Raw genomic sequence first — 17336 nt, forward strand, 5'->3', positions numbered from 1 at the left:
GGTCAGCCCCCGTTCGTGCGGGCGACCTCGACGTTCTCCAGGATGCCCAGCGCGTCCGGCACCAGCACGGCCGCCGAGTAGTAGGTGCTGACCAGGTAGGAGATGATCGCCTTCTCGTCGATGCCCATGAACCGCACGTTCAGACCCGGCTCGACCTCGTCCGGGATCCCCGTCTGGTACAGGCCGATCACGCCCTGGTCGCTCTCGCCCGTACGCATCGCGATGATCGACGAGGAGCCCGCCTTGCTGACGGGGATCTTGCCGCACGGCAGCAGCGGAACACCCCGCCAGGCCGGCAGCTGATGGCCGTTCAGCTCCACGCCGCTGAAGTAGATGCCGCGCTTGTTGCACTCCCGGCCGAAGGCGGCGATGGCCCGCGGGTGGGCGAACATACAGCGGGTGCCGCGCCGCATGCTCAGCAGCTCGTCCAGGTCGTCGGGGGTGGGCGGGCCGGAGAAGGTGGAGATCCGCTGGTCGTAGTCGGCGTTGTGCAGCATGCCGAAGTCGCGGTTGTTGACCAGCTCGTACTCCTGCCGCTCCCGCAGGGCCTCGATGGTCAGGCGCAGCTGCTGCTGCGTCTGGTTCATCGGCTCGTTGTAGAGGTCGGCGACCCGGCTGTGCACCCGCAGCACGGTCTGCGCCACGCTCAACTCGTACTCGCGCGGCGACAGTTCGTAGTCCGCGAAGGCGCCAGGCAGCGCGGCCTCACCTTCGTGGCCCGAGCTCATCGCGATGTCGGCCTCGCCGGACTTGTTGCGCGGCATGTGCCCGTTCGAGCTGAGCGCGTGCACGTGCATGCGCAGCTTGTCGTGCCGGTCGGCCACCGTCTTGTACGCCGAGTGCGGCAGCGCGAGCACCGTGGTGGCCGTCGCCGCACGGGCCGTGAACTCCCACTTGCCACTGGCTCCCGCCAGCACCTGCCCGCCGAAGGTGTCCCCGTCGGCCATCAGGCCCGTGACCACCTCGTCGCCGTACTTGCCCTCGCCGAGCTTCTCGACCTTGCCGTGCGCGATCAGAAAGACGTGGTCGGCCTTGCGGCCCTCCTGGACGATGACCTGGCCCGGCTCGAACTCCTTCTGCACGAACTTCTCGGCCAGCGCACCCAGCGCGTCACCGTCCGCGAAGCCCTGCAGCAGCGGCAGTTCGCCGAGCTCGGCCGGGACGACCTTGACCTTAGCGCCGGTCTTCACGAACGACACACGGCCGTCGCCGACCGCGTACGAGAGCCGCCGGTTGACCCGGTAGGTGGCACCCGGCACGTTCACCCACGGCAGCATGCGGGTCAGCCAGCGTGAACTGATGCCCTGCATCTGGGGTTCGGACTTGGTGGTCGTCGCGAGGTTCCGCGCGGCGGCGGTGCCGAGGCTCTGCTGCTCCCGCTCCTGCTCATCGGCGCTCGTGGCCGGGGCCGTACTCGTCTGGACCGACATCGTCTCCTCTTTCTTTCGCATGACTCGTCACACGACGTGTCGCTCGACCCGTCGCATGGCTGACGGCGTGACGCATCCGGATGTCGTCACGCTCCGTAGATAGATCTAGTGCATATCGCTCACCGTTGGTTACTCATAGTGAGGGCGCGCGGCAGCATGTTCCGAGACGGAGCGCCTCTTCCGCGCTTCCGGATCACCCTCGGGTCGACCTAGTTGGCGGTATCCGGTGGGTACAGGAGGCACCGGTCGCGTGTTCAATCACGGGTATCGCGTCACGTATGGACGGCCCCACACGTCAGGAGGCACCGTGATCGCCGCTCCCGAACCCGGACTGACCGAACGCGCACTGATCGACCGGGCCGTCGCTCTGCGGCCCGCGCTGCTCGAACGTCAACCGGAGACCGAGCGGTTGACGCGCTATCCGAAAGACACGCATGACGATCTTCTGCGCGCCGGCTTCTACCGGATCCTGCAGCCACGCCGCTACGGCGGATACGAGTTCGGCCTGCCGACCTTCTACCGCGTGGTCACCGAGATCGCCCGCGGCTGCCCCTCCACCGGCTGGGCGTTGTCCCTGACGGCCGCCCATGTCCTCCAAGTCGCCGCGCAGTTCGAGGAGCGGGCGCAGGACGAGATCTTCGGCGACGACGGCGACTTCCGCGCCGCGTCCACGGTCGCGCCCGTCGGCGTGGCCCAGCCGGACGGCGACGGGCATGTCGTCCTCGACGGCATCTGGCCGTACTCCTCCGGCTCGCCGTACTCCACGCACTATGTCGGCCAGACCCTGCGCGCGCCCGAGAAGCCGGGCGACCCGCCCGGGCCGCCGGTGCTGTTCGTCGCGCCGCGTGCCGTGTGGACGCTGCTCGACGACTGGCACGGCGTCCTCGGCCTGCGCGGCAGCGGGTCCAACAGCATCCGTATGGAACAGGCCCGTATCCCCGAGTACCTCACCCGCGAGGTGAGCCTGCTCGACCTGCCGGTGGAGGGCGGCACGCCCGGTTCGAAGCTGCACGGCAACCCCCTGTACGCGGGGCGCGCGCCCAGCTTCTTCCACGGAGAGCTGGCCGCCATCATGGTCGGCACCGCGTACGCGGCCGCCGATGAGTACGCCCGGATCGTCGTCGAGCGGCCGCTGACCCTGGAACCCGACCGCACCCGAGCCGAACTCCACGACTACCAGCGTCACTTGGGCGAGGCGCTGGGCGCGATCCACACCGCGGAGGCGGCCCTTCGGCACAACGCCGAGGACTACATGGAGACCTGCCGCCGCAATGTCTCGGGCGAGGCGCACTTCACCATCGCCGACGACAACCGCCTCGCGATCGTCTTCCTCAACGCCGGCCGCATGGCCTGGGACGCCATGCAGGGCATCCTCTTCCGCACGGCGGGCTCCCGCTACGCCCGCGACGGGGAACGGATGCAGCGCTACTTCCGGGACGCCGCCACCTACTGGTCGCACATCGGGCCGAGCATGGCCGAGCCGCTCGCCCGGCGTGTCGGCTGTGACCGGCTCGGACTGCCCTCGCACGACATCCCCCTCATTCCGTGAGCGTTCCGTGATGCGTGGGGCAGGCATGGCACACCTCTCGGCGGGTACGCGAGCAACCGCGCCCGGGTCGGAACCCGTCCCGGGCGGCCTGTTTTCGCCACTACGTCGGGATGTGCCATGGAGATTCCCTCGAACGACAACGCCATGCCGGAGGCCGAGCTGGCCCTGACCGCGCTGGCCGAGAACACCGAGGACGTCGACGCGCTCGACACCCTGGCCGGCACCGACGTGCTGGTCCCGGTGCCGGACGACGCCGACGACGAGACGGCCGGCGATCCCACCGTCGTGGCGCTGCCCGTCCTCGAACGGCCGGGTGAGGAGCCGCTGGTGCCGGTGTTCACGTCGGAGCTGCGGATGGCCGAACTGCTGCCGTATGTGTCGCGCTACCGCCTGGTGCCCCTGGGGACGCTCGCCGCCCAGTGGCCCAGCAGCGATATCTCCCTGAGCATCGACGCCAGCTCGCCGCACGGACTGACGCTCGACTCCCAGGGGGTACGCACCCTGCTGGCGCGGCCCTCGGGCTGAGACCGGCGCGTTGTGCCGGCGAGTCCGGGCCCGGCCGCGATGCCGGAGGGGAGCGGCCGGGCCTTGGGGCGTGGGCGGCCTCGCGCTCCCGCGCCCTGCTCCACATCGTGAAGGGATGAACGGCGCCGACACCGCTCATCCCCGGCGCACGGGCGCCGTGATCAACGGTAGGACGACGGCGCGCCGTATGCGCTCCGCAATGCGCGGCCACTGTCCGGAATACGCGGTGGCCAGCGTCAACCGGAATACGCGGTGGCCAGCGTCAACCGGACCGCAGCGTCTGCGAGGGCGACTCGCCGAACCGGGCCCGGTAGCGCTGCGCGAAGCGCCCGAGGTGGGCGAACCCCCACCGGTACGCCACGTCCGTGACCGTGGTCGAGGCGGGATCCGCGGCGAGCAACTGCCCCCGCACCCGCTGCAGCCGCACCTCGGTGACGTACGCCGTGGGCGACATCCCGACGTGCTTGCGGAACGCGTCCTGGAGGGCCCGCACACCGACCTGGGCGATGGCGGCCAGCCGCGCCGCGTCATAGGGCTCGGCGGGCCGCTCCTGGATGACGTCCATGACCCGCTTGACCGTCGCCAGCCGCAGCGCGGGCGCGGGCGACTCCAGCGCCTCGCGGTAGGAGTGGCCGGCGGCGAGCAACACGCCTTCCAACAGGGTCTGTTCGAGCCGCGCACGGATGAGGGGCTGATGCAGGAGACCGCGCGAGACGTCCTTCTCGAGCAGGCTCCACAACGCGAGATTCGCCCAACTGCGCCCGGGCCCCTGGGAGATGTCGATACAGGGATCGAACCGCGGCAGACGCCGCAGCGGCCTCCCGAGCAGCGTCTCCAGTCGCTCGTGCACGGCCGCCATGTCGATCTTCACGGTGAGGGCGTGGCAGTCGTCCGACCAGTCGTCCACGTGGATCCCGTGCTCCGGCTGAAGGAACAGGGCGCGCTCGGGGGTGGCGTACGTCGTCGCCTCGCGCCCCTGCCGGATGCTGAAGCGGCCGGTGAGCGGCACGGTGACGTGATACGCGCCCGGCTGGGCGAAGTCCATCGCCACCTCCGTGCCGAAGCTGACGTCGCCGACGGTCAGATGGCCGGGTTCGACCACACTGAGGCTTGTGACGAAGTCCTGGGCGCTGCCCGTGATGTCGAGGCGAACGTCGTAGTAGTGCTCCGCGATGGCTTCGAGAGTCTCGTCGACGGAACATGTGACGTACCTGCTGAACTCGGCTGCCCCAGCCTCTTCCCCAGCCACCGTGATGCCCCCTGAAACGGATTGCGCCGCCCCGCGCGCTGCGCTCCCCGATCATGATGGCACCGGCGCCGCCGCGACGGCCCCGCCCGGTCAGCCCCTGTTCACAGGCACTTTCCGGGATTGAGAATTCCCCGCGGATCGAACGTCTCCTTCAGCCTCCGCTGCAACGCGTGTGCCGCGGGCCCCAGTTCGTCCGCGACCCACTGCCGCTTCAGCAGTCCGACCCCGTGCTCACCTGTGAGCGTGCCGCCCAGGCGCAGCGCCAGTGCGAAGATCTCGCCCGCCGCCTCCCAGGCGGCGTCCGGAAGCCGGTCCAGGGCCGGGTCCACGACGATGATGGGATGGAGATTCCCGTCGGCCGCGTGCGCGATGGTGAAGACCGGTACGTCATGGCGGACGGAGATGGCGCGGATCTCGCGGGCCGCCTCCGCCAGCCGCGAGCGGGGCACCGCGATGTCCTCGATCAGTGGACGGCCCAGCCGTTCGAGGGCGGGCAGGGCCAGGCGGCGGGCGGCCAGCAACGATTCGGCCTCGGCGGGATCGTCGGTCGTCTCGACCGTCGTCGCCGACGGGGCGAGCAGCCGTGCGATCGCCTCCGCCTCGGCGGCCGCGCCCGCGCCGTCGCACTGTACGACGAGCAACGCCGCGCCACGCCGGCGCAGTTGGGGGTCGATGGCGTGCAGCACCGGCCCGTCCACCAGCTCCGCGAGTGCCGGTTCGACCCCCGCCCGGCCGATCGCGTACGACGCCTCGGCGGCCGCCTCGAAGGACGGGAAGTACGCGGCGAGCGTGGCTGTCGCCACGGGGACGGGCCGGAGCCGCAGCGTCGCCGAGGTGATCACCGCGAGGGTGCCCTCGGAGCCGGTGAGCAGGGCGGTCAGGTCGTAGCCGGTGACACCCTTCACCGTCCGGCGGCCGGTCCTGATCACCGTGCCGTCGGCCAGGACCGCCTCCAGGCCGAGCACGCTGTCGCGCGTCACGCCGTACTTGGCACAGCGCAGGCCGCCCGCGTTGGTCGCGATGTTCCCGCCGATCGTGGACAGGGCGGCGCTCGCCGGGTCGGGCGCGTACCGCAGACCGTGCGCACCGGCCGCCCGGTCCAGATCTGCGGTGATCACGCCCGGTTCGACGACCGCGAGCTGGTCGTCCGGTGACAGTTCTAGTACGCGGTTCATCCCGGACAGGTCGAGGACGAGAACGCCCTCGCCCGCCGTCGCGCCGCCCGACAGACCGGTGCCCGCGCCACGCGGCACGACCGGCACCCGCAGGGCATGCGCGTGCCGGAGGGTGACGGTCACGTCCTCGGTGCGCCGGGCGTGGACGACCGCGAGGGGACTGCCGTCGGAGCGGGCTCCGGAGCGGTCGGTGGCGTGCGCGGCCAGCGAGCGCGGATCGGTGGCCAGCCGGTCGGGGGAGAGGTCGCGGGCCAGCAGCCCGAGCAGCTCGGCGGCCTTCGCGGGCTCAGGAGCGGACGGGGGGACGGTCACAGGTGCGGTCACAGGCCGAGTGCTTTCGTTCCGATGGCGAGCAGGGAGACGTCCTCCTGGGGCGCGTGCACGGGCGCGCACTGGATGTCGCGGAAGTGCCGCTCCAGAGGGTTGCCGCGGGCCAGCCCCGGATTGCCGAGCAGCCGCACGGCCAGCTCCACGGCCTGTACGGCGTGCCGGTCGGCCAGCACCCGCGCGCCGAGAGCCTGCTCCGGCGTGTACGAGGAGTCGTCGGCGTCGACCCGCTCCGCCCCGTCGAAGATCAGCTGCTCAGCGGCGGCAAGGAGCAACTCGATCTCCCCGGCCGTCCGCCGGAACCGTTCCGTACGGGCCACCGGGTGTCCGAGATTGGCGGGCACACGCTGGTGCGCGAAGGTGTGGAAGAAGCCCTGCGCCGCGCGTGCGACCCCCAAGTAGAGCGCGGCGAGCGGGAGATGGAGGGCCGCGCCCGCCCGGTTGTCCTGCTCGCTCGCGGGACCGTGCGGACCGAGTCCGCTGACATGCTCGTAGGGGATCTCCACGTCACGGAACGCCACGTCGTGGCTGCCGCTGGCCCGCAGCCCCAGCTGGTCCCACCGGTCGGTGATCTCGACGCCGGACGTGCCGCCGGGGACCAGAAACGTGCCCACGCGCGCGTGTGGCTCGTCGGTGGTCGACCACACCAGGAACCAGTCCAGGCCCTCCGCCCCCGTCACGAACCGTTTGTCCCCGCTGATCGACCAGCCGCCCGGGGCGCGCCGCGCGACCGTGGCGGGCAGTCCGCCCCGCGCGGGGGAGCCCAGATCGGGCTCCACGCGCGCGTGGTTGATGAGTACGGGCCGCTCGCGGGACTCCTTGAGCACTCGGGCGTACAGCTCCTCGGGCCACAGCGGTTGTACCGCCTCGCGGGCGTGGGTGTTGAGTGTCATGGCCGCGATCAGGGCCACGGACGGATCGCCCCGGCCGAGCGTGTGCAGGATCCGCGCGGTCTGCTCGACACGGGCGCCCCGGCCGCCGTACCGCTCTGCGACGGTCGCGGTGAGCAGCCCCGCCTCGTGCACCACCTGGATCGACTCGGCGGGAAAGGCGCCCGACTGGTCGTAGGGCACGGCCAGTTCGGCGAGGCGCGCGGTCACGTCCGAGTTCATGCCCGAGGTCACGTCTGCGTTCTCGTCCGAGGTCACAGGGCTTTCTCCAGGTCGGTGTCGAGTGCGCGGCTCCAGAAGGACTTCACGTCCAGCTTCCCCTTCAGGGCGCCCAGTTCCGTGAAGACGTCGGCGACGTTCTGCTGCGAGGCGATGGTGTCGGCGCCGACGGTCCTGGCCTGCGTCGGGCGCTGCGCCTGCGCGTCGCGGAAGTCCTTCTCGGCCTGCGCCACGGGCTGGTGGGTGGCCTTGGCGACGACCTCGGCGAACTCGTGCTCGCGGCCGTCCCGGATGTACGCGTACGCCTTGGTGATCCGGGCGATCAGATCGGCCGCGGCGGCCCGCTGGGCGGGGCTCTTGAGCACGCTGTCGCGGGCCGACCAGAGGAAGTTGCCGGACAGGATGTCCTTGCCCGAGCCGACCGCGACGGCGCCCTGCTGGTGGGCGGTGACGACCGACGTGCCGTAGGAGGCGAAGGCGTCGATGCCGCCACCGTTCAGGGCCGCGAGCCCGTCGCCCGGCAGAAGTGGCTTGGCGTCGATGTCCGTCCACTTCAGCCCTGCCTGCTTCAGCAGCTCGTACAGGAAGTAGTGGGCGGTGGTGTTCTGGACGTAGCCGACCTTCTTGCCCTTCAGGCCCGCGATGTCCGTCACCTTCGAGCCCTTGCGGACGACGACCTCCTGGTTGAGGGTCGTGCCGCGCTGCACGGCGACGACCTTGAAGTTGGGGCTGCCGTCGGCCGCGGCGAAGAGCGGGGGGATCTCGCTGGAGGAGGCCAGGTCGAGCGCTCCGGCTCTGATGGCCTGGAGCTGCTGGTCACCGCTCTGGAACAGGCTCCACTTGACCTTGTACGGGGTGTCGTCGAGGTGGGCGAACTGGAGCACGGCCTCCTCGTTCTTCCATCCGGTGGCGCCGACGGCCAGCGTCACCGAGGAGAGGTCGGACGAGGACGAGGATCCGGCCTCCGCGTCGCCCCCGCAGGCCGTGGCGAAGGGCAGCAGCAGGGTGAGCGCGGCGGTGGACGTGAGCAGGGTGCGACGGAACGTGCGACGGAACACGGAGTCTCCATGAGAGGAATCAATCAGCCAGGGGACGGAACGGAGGGGTCAGGCGGCCCGGTCGGCGGCGGCGCGGTGGGCGAGTTCCTGCCGGACCAGCGGCAGGACGTAACGGGCGTAGTCGATGGCGTCGTTGAGCGGGTCGTAGCCGCGGATCGACAGCAGGTCGCAGCTGATGTCCACGTAGTCGAGCAGTGCCTTGGCGACCGTCTCGGGGGAGCCGACCAGCGCGGTCGAGGCGCCTGCCGCGTTGGTGGCGACCGCCGGGGCCGTCCACAGGCAGCGGTCGTGCACCTCGCCCCGCTCGGCGATGTCGAGCAGCCGCTGTGAGCCGACGTTGGCGGGGCGCCCGGTGGTGCGGTAGTGGCGCAGCAGCTCGGTGTCGGCCGCCTGGTTCTTCAGCACGCCGAGCGTGCGGTGAGCCTTCTCCCAGGCGAGTTCGTCGGTGGGCGCGATGATCGGGCGGAACGACACCCAGATACGGGGACGGGGCCGCCCGGCGGCGTCCGCGACAGCGTTGACGGCGGCGATCTGCTCGGCCGTCTCCTTCAGCGGCTCGCCCCACAGCCCGAAGATGTCGCCCTGCTGCCCGCCCACCCGGTACGCGTCCTGCGACGACCCGCCCACGGACACCGGGACCAGGCCGTTCACCGGCTTCACGTCCGAGTAGTAGCCCTCGAACCTGAAGTACTTGCCCTCGTGGGACACGGGCCCGTCCGCCTGCCACACCTTTCGCAGGATCTGGATGTACTCGTCGGACCGCTCGTACCGCTCCCTCTTGTCGAGGTAGTCGCCCTCACGGTGCTGCTCCTCGTCGCTGCCGCCGGAGATGATGTGCAGCGTCAGCCGGCCGTCGCTGATCCGGTCGAGCGTGGCGAGGGCGCGGGCCGCGTGCGTGGGGAAGACGACGCCCGGCCGGTGCGCGAGGATCGGGCGGACGCGTTCGGTGTGCGTGGCGACGAACTGGGCCACCTGAAAGGCGTCCGGCGACGCCGAGTGATAGGCGACGAGGGTGTGGTCGAAACCGCCGTCGTCGAGAGCGCGGGCGTACTTGCGCAGGTGGTCGGGATCGAATCCGGTGCGGCTCGCCGCGGCCGGCCCCGACGCCCCCGAGTCGGTGTGCACGGCGCTGATGAACTCGACAGGCATGGTGAACTCCCTTGCTAGGTCAGCCGGTTGAGGGTGCGGTGACGGCTATTTGAGGACGGACGCGTCGGCGGACTTCGCCACGTCGACGTTCGGGTCGAGGACACCGATGCCGTGCATCAGGTCGGCCACGTCCTGGACGGTCCCGTTCACCTCGGGCGTGACCGGCAGCACCTCGCTGTACGCGGCCGAGGCGAGGGTCTTCGCGATGGCGGGGTCGGCGCCGTTGCGCCGCACGATGGTGTCGGCGTACGCGTCCTGGTGGGTGCCGGTCCACTTCAGGGCCGTACCGAGCCGCTTCAGGAAGTCGCCGAGCGCCGCCTTCTTCGCCGTGTCCGCGAGGGTCTTCTCGGACGCCCCGATGAACCCGTAGCCGCTGATCCGCCCGTCGGCGCCGTCGACGAGCAGCCTGCCGCCCTGCTGGAGGCCCACCGCCTGGTAGACCCCGAAGGTCGCCCAGATCTCGACCTTCCCGGAGGAGAAGGCGGCCTGTGCGTCGGTCGGCAGCAGGTACTGGACCTTCACGTCGGAGTACTCCAGGCCGTTCTGCCGCAGCACGTTGGCGAGCAGGTACTCGGCGATGCTGCCCTTCGCGGAGGACACCACCACCTTCTTGCCCTTGAGGTCCTTGACGCTCTTCACGTCCGAGTCCTTGCGGACGACGATCCCGGTGTGCCGGCCGTCGTTCTTCAGCGCGGCGACGTTCTTGAACCTGACTCCGCCGCTGAGCGCCTGGAGCGCGGGCAGGTCCGCGGAGTACGTGGTGTCGGCGGCGCCCGCCTGTACGGCCTGGAAGAGCGGGGCCGCGCCCTCGAACTCCGCCCACTTCACCTTGTAGTCGGCGCCCTTGAGGGCACCGGACCCGGCGAATATCGTCTGCAGGGTCTTGGCCTGGTCGCCGATGGTCAGCGTGACGTCCGAGGAGCCGCCTGCCGTATCCGCGGCGGAGTCCCCTCCGCAGCTGGTCACCGTCAGCAGCGCGCTCAGGCCGAGGGCGGCGGCGAGGACGCGGAACGTGGTGCGCTTCACGAGGAATTCCCTTCAGGGGTACGGGGGCCGGGGGCATCGGAGATGCCGGTGTGGGTGACGCCGAGCCAGCCGAGCAGGCGGGCGCGCAGGGTCACGAACTCGGGTGCGGTCAGATCGCGGGGGCGGGGCAGCTCGACGGCGACCTCGTGGGCGATGCGCCCCTCGTCCATCACCAGGACCCGGTCGGCGAGCAGCAGCGCCTCCTCCACGTCATGCGTGACCAGGAGGATCGCGCAGCCGTGCCGCTCCCACAGCTCGGCGACGAGTTGCTGCACCCTGCCGCGGGTCAGTGCATCGAGGGCACCGAACGGCTCGTCCAGGAGCAGGAGTTCGGGCTCACGGACGAGGGCGCGGGCCAGCGAGACGCGCTGGGCCTGGCCGCCGGAGAGCGTCTTGGGCCAGACGTCGGCCCGCTCGGCGATGCCGACCTCGTCCAGTGCCCGCCGGGCCAGCGCCCGGTCGGGCCGCCCCGGCAGCCCCAGGACGACATTGCGCCACACCTTCAGCCAGGGCAGCAGCCGCGGCGACTGGAACGCGGCGCTGCGCCGGGCGGGCACCGTCACCTCGCCGCCGATCTCGTCGTCGAGCCCGGCCAGGACGCGCAGCAGGGTCGACTTGCCGCAGCCGCTGTGGCCGAGCAGAGCCACGAACTCGCCCTCGCGGATGTCGAGATCGAGATCGTGCAGCACGGTGTTCCCGTCGAAGGCGCGGGACAGCCCGCGGATCTCGACACTGTTCGGCGCCGTCGTCACGGTCGTGGTCACGGTGTTCACCGTCATGATCACGCCTCGCCTTCGAAGGAGGCCCGCCAGCTCAGCAGCCGGCGCGAGAGGACCCGTACGGCGAAGTCGCAGGCGAGGCCGAGCAGCGCGTACACGGCGAGGCACAGCACGATGACGTCCGTACGGAAGTACTGCTGGGCGTTGCTCATCAGATGGCCGAGCCCGGCGTCGGCGTTGATCTGCTCGGCGAAGACGAGGGCGAGCCAGGCGGTGGAGAGGGCGTACCGGAGTCCCACGAGCGCCCCGGGCAGCGCGCTCGGCAGGATGACGTACCGGATCAGTCCGAGCCTGCCGAGCCCCATCATCCGTGCCGCCTCGACGAGCTGGGCGTCGGCGGAGCGGATGCCTCCATAGATGTTGAAGTACAGCGGGTAGGTCACGCCGAGGGCCACCAGCGCGATCTTCGGGGTCTCCTCGATGCCGAACCAGACGATGAACAGCGGGATCAGGCCGACCCAGGGGATCGCCCGGAACATGCCCATGGAGGAGTCGATGACGTCCTCCCCGAGCCGGAACAGACCGGCGAGCAGGGACAGCGACAGCGCGACCGTCGCTCCGATGAGGAAGCCGGTGGCCGCCCGGCGCCCGGACGCGGCGATGGCATCGGGCAGTTCGCCGGTTTTCGTCAGCTCGACGGCCTGACGTACGACGTCCACGGGCGAGGCGAGTACCGATTCCGGGAGCACGCCGGTGGTGGAGCCCAGGAACCACAGGAGGACCAGACCCACCGGTCCCACGGTCCGGCGTACGGAACGGGGGACGGACAGGCGGCGGGGCAGATGCGCGGTGCCGCGGATGGTGATGCGGGCGGGCGTGGGCGCGGCGGGCGGGTCGGGCTTGTCCAGTACCGGCGCGCGAGCACCGAGTTGTTTCGTGGTCATGCGGGATTCCTCTCGGGACGGCTCAGGACGGCAGGGGGCCGGTCGCGGCGGGGCGGGCGGGATCGGCGGACCAGGCGGACCAGGAGCCGGGGAAGAGCACCGCGTCGAAACCGGCGATCGCGAGGACGGCGATCTGGTGGGCCGCGGTGACACCGGAGCCGCAGTACACGCCGATCCCGGTCGCGGCACCGGCACCCCGGTCCTCGAACCGCTTGCGCAGCACCTCGGGCGGCAGGAACGTCCCGTCTCCTGCGAGGTTCTCGCCGGTCGGAGCGGAGACCGCCCCCGGAATGTGGCCCGAGCGAGGGTCCACCGGCTCCTGCTCACCGCGATAGCGCTCTCCGGCGCGGGCGTCCAACAGGAGCCCGGTGGCCGCCAGTTGGGCCGCACCGTCCGCGTCCGTCACCGGCAGTCCGCCCGGTTGGAGGACGACGTCACCCGGCTCCGGCGTCTCCGTACCCGAGTCCAGTGGCAGCCCGGCCGACCGCCAGGCGCCCAACGCCCCGTCGAGCATGGTCACTTCGGGCACTCCGGCCCACCGGAGCAGCCACCAGGCGCGGGCCGCGGCCGTGTTCCCCAGGTCGTCGTACACGACGACCGGCCGCCCGTCGGACAGGCCCCAACCGCGCGCCGCCGCCTGCAGATCCGCGAGGTCCGGCAGCGGGTGACGGCCGCCCGCCGGGCTCGGCGGACCGGCGAGCTCACGGTCCAGGTCGACGTACACCGCTCCCGGAATGTGCGCGGCCGTGTAGTGGTCCCGGCCGTGTGGGTCACCCAGCGCCCAGCGCACGTCGAGCAGCACGGGCGGTCGTCCCGAGGCGAGCAGCTCGCGCAGTTCTTCGACCGTCGTCGTCACCCGGGCGCTCATGCGAGGCCCTCCGCGATCGCGGGCAGTTCGGGGGAGAGGCGCAGCCGTTCGAGGAAGAGCACGACCGTGGCGGCGGCGGTGCGGTGCAGCGCGTCGTTGAGCACGTCGTGCCGGCCGCCGTTGAAGGTCACGGTCCGTACGCCGGGATGTCCCGCGTAAGCGATCAGGGCACGGTCGAGCGGACTCACCGGGTCCGCCGCGCCGTGCAGGGCCAGCACGGGGACCCGTACGAGATCCAGCCGCAGTTCCGGCAGCTCGGGGGCCTCGTCCAGTGCCCCGCGCCGGAACGCCGGGTCGTTCGTGAGGCGGCCCTGATGGGTGGGACAAGCTGTGCGCGCCTCGACCTCGGCCTCCCAACTCCCGGACACCCAGGTCCCGGTGGGGAGGCCGGCCAGGATCAGCGCGTCGATCCCCGGGGTCCGCTCGGCGGCGAGTCGGACGGCGTACCGGGCACCCGTGTCCGAACCGACCACCACCTTCGGGCCGGGCAGGGACTCGTCGGCGAGGAGTTTGGCCGCCTCGTCGAGGACGGACGGATCGGCGGTGGGATCACCGAGGGCCCGTACGGGGTAGGCGTCGAAGGCGAGACGGCGGCCGAACCGCTCGTACACGCCGCCGTGTTCGCCCCGGCCGGCCAGCACGATCAGCGTGCCGCGCGCGGCGAGGCCTTCGGGTTCGTCCCACGAGAGCAAACGGGACAGCGAGGAGGGCATGAGGAAGCAGCTCCCTTGTTCAGGGCAGGGGAAAGGACGAGCGGGGAGGAGAGCGACAGCCAGCCGGCACGCGTCGGAGCAGCTCAGACGTGATCAGCGGAGGCCTGAGCGGTCTCGGGGAAGTGAGGCACGCCCCCGCGCCGCCCGGCACGGCACCTCGCCCCACTGCCGCATCACCCAAGTACGTCCAGTACGAGGGCGATGCACAGCACGCCGATGCACCGCACCGGACGACGCGGGAACGCACCCCACTTCCCCGAGACCGCTAGCGGAAACGCCGGTGAACGGCGGGGAATCAACGACAGCGCGCGCTGCACGCCACGCCGAAGTCGATGACTCGGCGCTGCGTCAGAAGGGCAGCGGAAGCGGTCGTGGGAACCATGCGTTCATCATGACCGGCCACGGCGGACGGCGTCCAACGACGATTCCGCATCGAAACCGATCAGCAATCGCGATCGATGCCCGGGGCGGGCTACGGTCGCCGTATGTCCCAACCTGTCCTCGACATCGTGGCCCTGCGCAGCCTGACCGCGATAGCCGACTGCGGCGGTTTCCATCGCGCGGCCCACTCCCTCGCCCTCAGCCAGTCCGCGGTGAGCCAGCATGTGCGCAGGCTGGAGAAGACGCTGGGGCATCCGGTCGTCGAACGTGCGGGCCGGGGCACCCGGTTCACCCCGGCGGGCCGCCTGCTCGTGGAGCAGGCGCGCCGCATTCTCGCCGTCCACGACGAGGCCGTACGGGTCCTGCTGGACACCGAGGGCGACACCGTCACCATCGGGTCCACCGAACACGCCGCCGACCAGTTCCTGCCCCGGCTGACCGCGGCCGTCCAAGAGGTGCGGCCGGGCTGCCGGGTGCGCTTTCGCATCGACCGCTCGGCACGCCTGGTCGAGGCCGTGGAGCGCGGCAGCGTCGATGTCGCGGTGTATGTGACGGAAGCGGCCGCCACCGAGGGCACTCCGGTCGGCGGCCTCCCGCTGACGTGGCACGCCACCCCCGGCTGGGCACCGCCGCCCGCGCCCGCACCGGTGCCGCTGGTCGCCATCGAGGACCCGTGCGCGATCCGCCGCCGGGCCATCGCGACCCTCGCCGCGCAGGGCGTCGCGGCCACGGTGGTCGGCGACGCCGGCTACCTCGCGGGGGTCCTCGACGTGGCGCGCACGGGCGTGGGCGTCGCTCTCCTCGCCGCGGTGGGGCCCGCCCCGGATGGGCTGACCCCGTACGACGGGCTGCCGTCGGTCACGCCGATTCCGATGAGCGCGCTGGCCCGGCCCGGCGCGGACCCGGCGACGGTCGCCGCGGCGTTCGAGGCCGTACGGGATCTGCTGCGCCCGGCGGGGTGACTCAGCCGTCGGTCAGCATGCGGGCCAGGACCGCGCGCTGCAGAGGGCGTACCTCGGTGTGCAGGTCGCGGCCCTTCTCGGTGAGCGCCACCCAGACGCCGCGGCGGTCCTCCTGGCAGACGCTCCGCTCCACCAGGCCCTCCTTCTCGAGGCGGCCGATGAGGCGGGACAGGGCGCTCTGGCTCAGATGGACCCGGTCGGCGATCTCCTGCACCCGGCACTGCTCGTCCGAGCTTGAGCCCGCGGGCGTGCTCGACGCGAGGATGTCGAGCACCTCGAAGTCGCTGGCGCCCAGACCGTGCGGGTGCAGCTCGCGGTCGATCGCACACATGGTGCGCGCGTGCACCGACAGGATGTCCCGCCACTGGTCCTCGAGCCGGAGGGCGGTCTTCTCTGCTGCCATATCCGCAAGGTAACAGAGAAAAGACCTTTTGTTTAGCATGCAACTAGTGCAGTTGCATGTAGTTCGTCACGTTGGTCAGGCCGGCGCCTGGACGAGCCCGATGAGATTCCCGTCCGCGTCCTTCACGGACGCGATGAGCTTGCCGCCGCCGACGTCCCTGATGTCCTGGAGCACCTCGGCGCCCGCGCCGACGAGACCGGCCAGGCTCGCCTTGATGTCGGCGACGCGCCAGTAGGGGACGGGGCCCGTCAGGGCTTTGGCGTGGCCGTTGGGGTCGAGGCCCACCTCGGGCCCGCCGGCCCGTACGAGTGATTCCACCGGCGGTTCTCGCCGGTGGAATCACGCTATGACCAGGTGGCGGGAGCCCGCTTCTTCAATCCTGACCAGCTGCCGCTGCGGGCGGACCGTCAGCCGGTGAAGATCTCCACGACCGACCAGACGGCGAGCCCGAGCATGCACAGCCCGCCGATCCGCTGAACGGTCTTCAGCGGCACGCGCTTGGCGATGAAACGCCCGGCCAGCAGCGCGAGCGCGGAGACCGACATGAGAGCGGCCGCGGAACCGATGGCCACGGACGCGACCCCGTTGGTGGCCGCGAGATTGGCGGTCGTGATCTGGGTCAGATCACCCCACTCGCTGATGAAGACCGCCATGAACGCGGTCGTGTAGACGGGCCAGAAGCCTGAGACGGTCCGGCCGCCGGAGTCCTCCTCGTCGTCCCCGCCGCCGCGCAGGAGCATGAAGGCGCCGAACGCGAAGAGCGCGGCCGAGACCGTCTTGACGGTCCAGTCGGGCAGCAGACCGATGAGGCTTCCGGCGCCGACGGCGATCGCGACATGGACGGCGAACGCGGTGGACGTACCGAACCAGACGTACAGCGGCCGCATACGGGTGCCCATGGCCAGCGACGCGAACATCGTCTTGTCGGGAAGTTCGGCGAGGAAGATCAGCCCGAAGGCGGTGAGGATCGCCAGAGGGTCGAGGTGCATTCCGGGTGGCTTTCTGTAGGGGCCGGGCCCCCGGATCTTCGCGAAGCGCCCTCGGCTGGGGCGACGGGAGAACCGATCGGCCCGGCATGACGGGTGCACCGCAGGAGTTGCGGGCACATCAATGCCTGGCCGAAGGTCTCGCCCACCCGTGTGATCACGCGGGCCCGGCCACCGGGAACCCGAAGGCTCCAGTGTGTCGACGACCGGTTCGCAGAGCTACTCCCCTTCGCAGTCACTCAGTGTACAGGGCATCTGTACGGACCTCGCATGGGTGTGCGGGGGAGGGGTACGCGAAGGGAGCACCACGCGGAGCGGGTGGACGGCAGTCCCGCCGTAGTGTCCCGCTCCCGAGGCACGAGCCGCGAACGAAACGCACCCCATGACCAGCCCTCCCGACGAAGAGACCACCGAAGACACGTCAGCCGTGATCCTGGGCGCCCTGGGCGTCCTGGCCCACGACGGCCGGGACAGAGACGCACGGACGCTGCTGGCCGACAGCCTGGTGCTGGTGCCGGCCGGTGACTCGGAGACACTGAAGCTCACCCTCCCGGTCACCGACCACACGGTGTTCGTCTTCACCTCGGAGGCACGCATGGCGCGGTTCCTGCCGGACGTCCAGTGCTACCACCTCGTCCCGCTGGGCATGCTTCCGGCCCACTGGCCCGAGGGCGGCCGCTCGCTCACCATCGACCCCGGTTCACCGGACACCCTGACGCTGTCGGCGGAGGGCGTGCGGGTGCTTCTCGGCCGGCCCTGAAAG

Annotated in this window: 17 protein-coding genes and 1 pseudogene; 4 read left to right on the forward strand and 14 right to left on the reverse strand. The window is 71.1% G+C overall.

Annotation, left to right across the window (positions count from 1 at the left end; translation table 11 throughout):
* Positions 1-2: 2 nt before the first annotated feature.
* A complete protein-coding gene (locus GAS53_RS37915) occupies positions 3-1430 on the reverse strand; it encodes a family 2B encapsulin nanocompartment shell protein (RefSeq protein ID WP_151482313.1) in 1428 nt (475 codons plus the stop codon).
* Between the two features lie 307 nt (positions 1431-1737).
* Between GAS53_RS37915 and GAS53_RS37920 the strand changes: the two genes are divergently transcribed.
* Positions 1738-2979, forward strand: coding sequence for an acyl-CoA dehydrogenase family protein (locus tag GAS53_RS37920; RefSeq protein ID WP_151482314.1), 1242 nt, complete (start codon positions 1738-1740; stop codon positions 2977-2979).
* 117 nt (positions 2980-3096) lie between these two features.
* A complete protein-coding gene (locus GAS53_RS37925) occupies positions 3097-3504 on the forward strand; it encodes an SseB family protein (RefSeq protein ID WP_151482315.1) in 408 nt (135 codons plus the stop codon).
* Positions 3505-3766: 262 nt separating this feature from the next.
* Here the strand turns inward: GAS53_RS37925 and GAS53_RS37930 are convergent, their stop codons facing one another.
* From GAS53_RS37930 to GAS53_RS37975, 10 genes are all read right to left on the reverse strand, one after another.
* Positions 3767-4753, reverse strand: a complete 987-nt coding sequence (locus GAS53_RS37930; RefSeq protein WP_151482316.1) for an AraC family transcriptional regulator — start codon at positions 4751-4753, stop codon at positions 3767-3769.
* A gap of 101 nt (positions 4754-4854) precedes the next feature.
* Positions 4855-6252, reverse strand: a complete 1398-nt coding sequence (locus GAS53_RS37935; RefSeq protein ID WP_404829384.1) for an FAD-binding oxidoreductase — start codon at positions 6250-6252, stop codon at positions 4855-4857.
* Positions 6249-7403: an acyl-CoA dehydrogenase family protein gene (locus tag GAS53_RS37940; RefSeq protein ID WP_225859348.1), complete on the reverse strand. Its 1155-nt coding sequence runs from the start codon at positions 7401-7403 to the stop codon at positions 6249-6251. Before GAS53_RS37940 ends, GAS53_RS37935 begins: the two co-directional genes overlap by 4 nt.
* Positions 7400-8422, reverse strand: coding sequence for an ABC transporter substrate-binding protein (locus GAS53_RS37945; RefSeq protein WP_151482317.1), 1023 nt, complete (start codon positions 8420-8422; stop codon positions 7400-7402). The genes GAS53_RS37940 and GAS53_RS37945 overlap by 4 nt, the downstream gene beginning before the upstream one ends.
* 48 nt (positions 8423-8470) lie before the next feature.
* Positions 8471-9571 carry an LLM class flavin-dependent oxidoreductase gene (locus tag GAS53_RS37950; protein ID WP_151482318.1) on the reverse strand — a complete coding sequence of 367 codons (1101 nt, stop codon included), beginning with the start codon at positions 9569-9571 and terminating at the stop codon, positions 8471-8473.
* A gap of 45 nt (positions 9572-9616) precedes the next feature.
* A complete protein-coding gene (locus tag GAS53_RS37955; protein WP_151482319.1) occupies positions 9617-10597 on the reverse strand; it encodes an ABC transporter substrate-binding protein in 981 nt (326 codons plus the stop codon).
* Positions 10594-11376, reverse strand: coding sequence for an ABC transporter ATP-binding protein (locus tag GAS53_RS37960; protein WP_151482320.1), 783 nt, complete (start codon positions 11374-11376; stop codon positions 10594-10596). The genes GAS53_RS37955 and GAS53_RS37960 overlap by 4 nt, the downstream gene beginning before the upstream one ends.
* A 2-nt stretch (positions 11377-11378) precedes the next feature.
* Positions 11379-12260 carry an ABC transporter permease gene (locus GAS53_RS37965; RefSeq protein ID WP_151482321.1) on the reverse strand — a complete coding sequence of 294 codons (882 nt, stop codon included), beginning with the start codon at positions 12258-12260 and terminating at the stop codon, positions 11379-11381.
* Between the two features lie 22 nt (positions 12261-12282).
* On the reverse strand, positions 12283-13128 hold the full coding sequence (locus GAS53_RS37970; RefSeq protein WP_151482322.1) for a sulfurtransferase: 846 nt from the start codon (positions 13126-13128) through the stop codon (positions 12283-12285).
* On the reverse strand, positions 13125-13841 hold the full coding sequence (locus GAS53_RS37975) for an alpha/beta hydrolase (protein ID WP_151482323.1): 717 nt from the start codon (positions 13839-13841) through the stop codon (positions 13125-13127). Before GAS53_RS37975 ends, GAS53_RS37970 begins: the two co-directional genes overlap by 4 nt.
* Before the next feature lie 485 nt (positions 13842-14326).
* On the opposite strand from GAS53_RS37975, the gene GAS53_RS37980 reads away from it, so the two are divergent.
* The gene (locus GAS53_RS37980; RefSeq protein WP_151482324.1) at positions 14327-15184 is read left to right on the forward strand and encodes a LysR family transcriptional regulator; all 858 of its coding nucleotides are present in this window, start codon (positions 14327-14329) and stop codon (positions 15182-15184) included.
* A 1-nt stretch (position 15185) separates the two neighbouring features.
* Here GAS53_RS37980 and GAS53_RS37985 read toward each other — a convergent pair whose 3' ends face one another.
* From GAS53_RS37985 to GAS53_RS37995, 3 genes and pseudogenes are all read right to left on the reverse strand, one after another.
* Positions 15186-15587: a MarR family winged helix-turn-helix transcriptional regulator gene (locus tag GAS53_RS37985; RefSeq protein WP_151482325.1), complete on the reverse strand. Its 402-nt coding sequence runs from the start codon at positions 15585-15587 to the stop codon at positions 15186-15188.
* A gap of 75 nt (positions 15588-15662) precedes the next feature.
* Positions 15663-15881, reverse strand: a pseudogene (locus GAS53_RS37990) (VOC family protein); the annotation flags it as partial.
* A gap of 113 nt (positions 15882-15994) precedes the next feature.
* Entirely contained in the window at positions 15995-16576 is a 582-nt protein-coding gene (locus tag GAS53_RS37995; protein WP_151482326.1) for a TMEM165/GDT1 family protein, read from the reverse strand.
* 379 nt (positions 16577-16955) lie between these two features.
* Here GAS53_RS37995 and GAS53_RS38000 point away from each other — a divergent pair, with 379 nt between their 5' ends.
* A complete protein-coding gene (locus GAS53_RS38000) occupies positions 16956-17333 on the forward strand; it encodes an SseB family protein (RefSeq protein WP_151482327.1) in 378 nt (125 codons plus the stop codon).
* Positions 17334-17336 lie beyond the last annotated feature (3 nt).

This window comes from Streptomyces albicerus, assembly GCF_008905045.1.
GTDB lineage: Bacteria > Actinomycetota > Actinomycetes > Streptomycetales > Streptomycetaceae > Streptomyces > Streptomyces albicerus.

Coding starts and splice junctions, on each gene's coding strand:
- GAS53_RS37975 (WP_151482323.1), bottom strand. CDS start 13,841: ATGCCCTCCTCGCTGTCCCGTTTGCTCTCGTGGGACGAACCCGAAGGC.
- GAS53_RS37965 (WP_151482321.1), bottom strand. CDS start 12,260: ATGACCACGAAACAACTCGGTGCTCGCGCGCCGGTACTGGACAAGCCC.
- GAS53_RS37995 (WP_151482326.1), bottom strand. CDS start 16,576: ATGCACCTCGACCCTCTGGCGATCCTCACCGCCTTCGGGCTGATCTTC.
- GAS53_RS37985 (WP_151482325.1), bottom strand. CDS start 15,587: ATGGCAGCAGAGAAGACCGCCCTCCGGCTCGAGGACCAGTGGCGGGAC.
- GAS53_RS38000 (WP_151482327.1), top strand. CDS start 16,956: ATGACCAGCCCTCCCGACGAAGAGACCACCGAAGACACGTCAGCCGTG.
- GAS53_RS37960 (WP_151482320.1), bottom strand. CDS start 11,376: ATGACGGTGAACACCGTGACCACGACCGTGACGACGGCGCCGAACAGT.
- GAS53_RS37950 (WP_151482318.1), bottom strand. CDS start 9,571: ATGCCTGTCGAGTTCATCAGCGCCGTGCACACCGACTCGGGGGCGTCG.
- GAS53_RS37915 (WP_151482313.1), bottom strand. CDS start 1,430: ATGTCGGTCCAGACGAGTACGGCCCCGGCCACGAGCGCCGATGAGCAG.
- GAS53_RS37970 (WP_151482322.1), bottom strand. CDS start 13,128: ATGAGCGCCCGGGTGACGACGACGGTCGAAGAACTGCGCGAGCTGCTC.
- GAS53_RS37980 (WP_151482324.1), top strand. CDS start 14,327: ATGTCCCAACCTGTCCTCGACATCGTGGCCCTGCGCAGCCTGACCGCG.
- GAS53_RS37925 (WP_151482315.1), top strand. CDS start 3,097: ATGGAGATTCCCTCGAACGACAACGCCATGCCGGAGGCCGAGCTGGCC.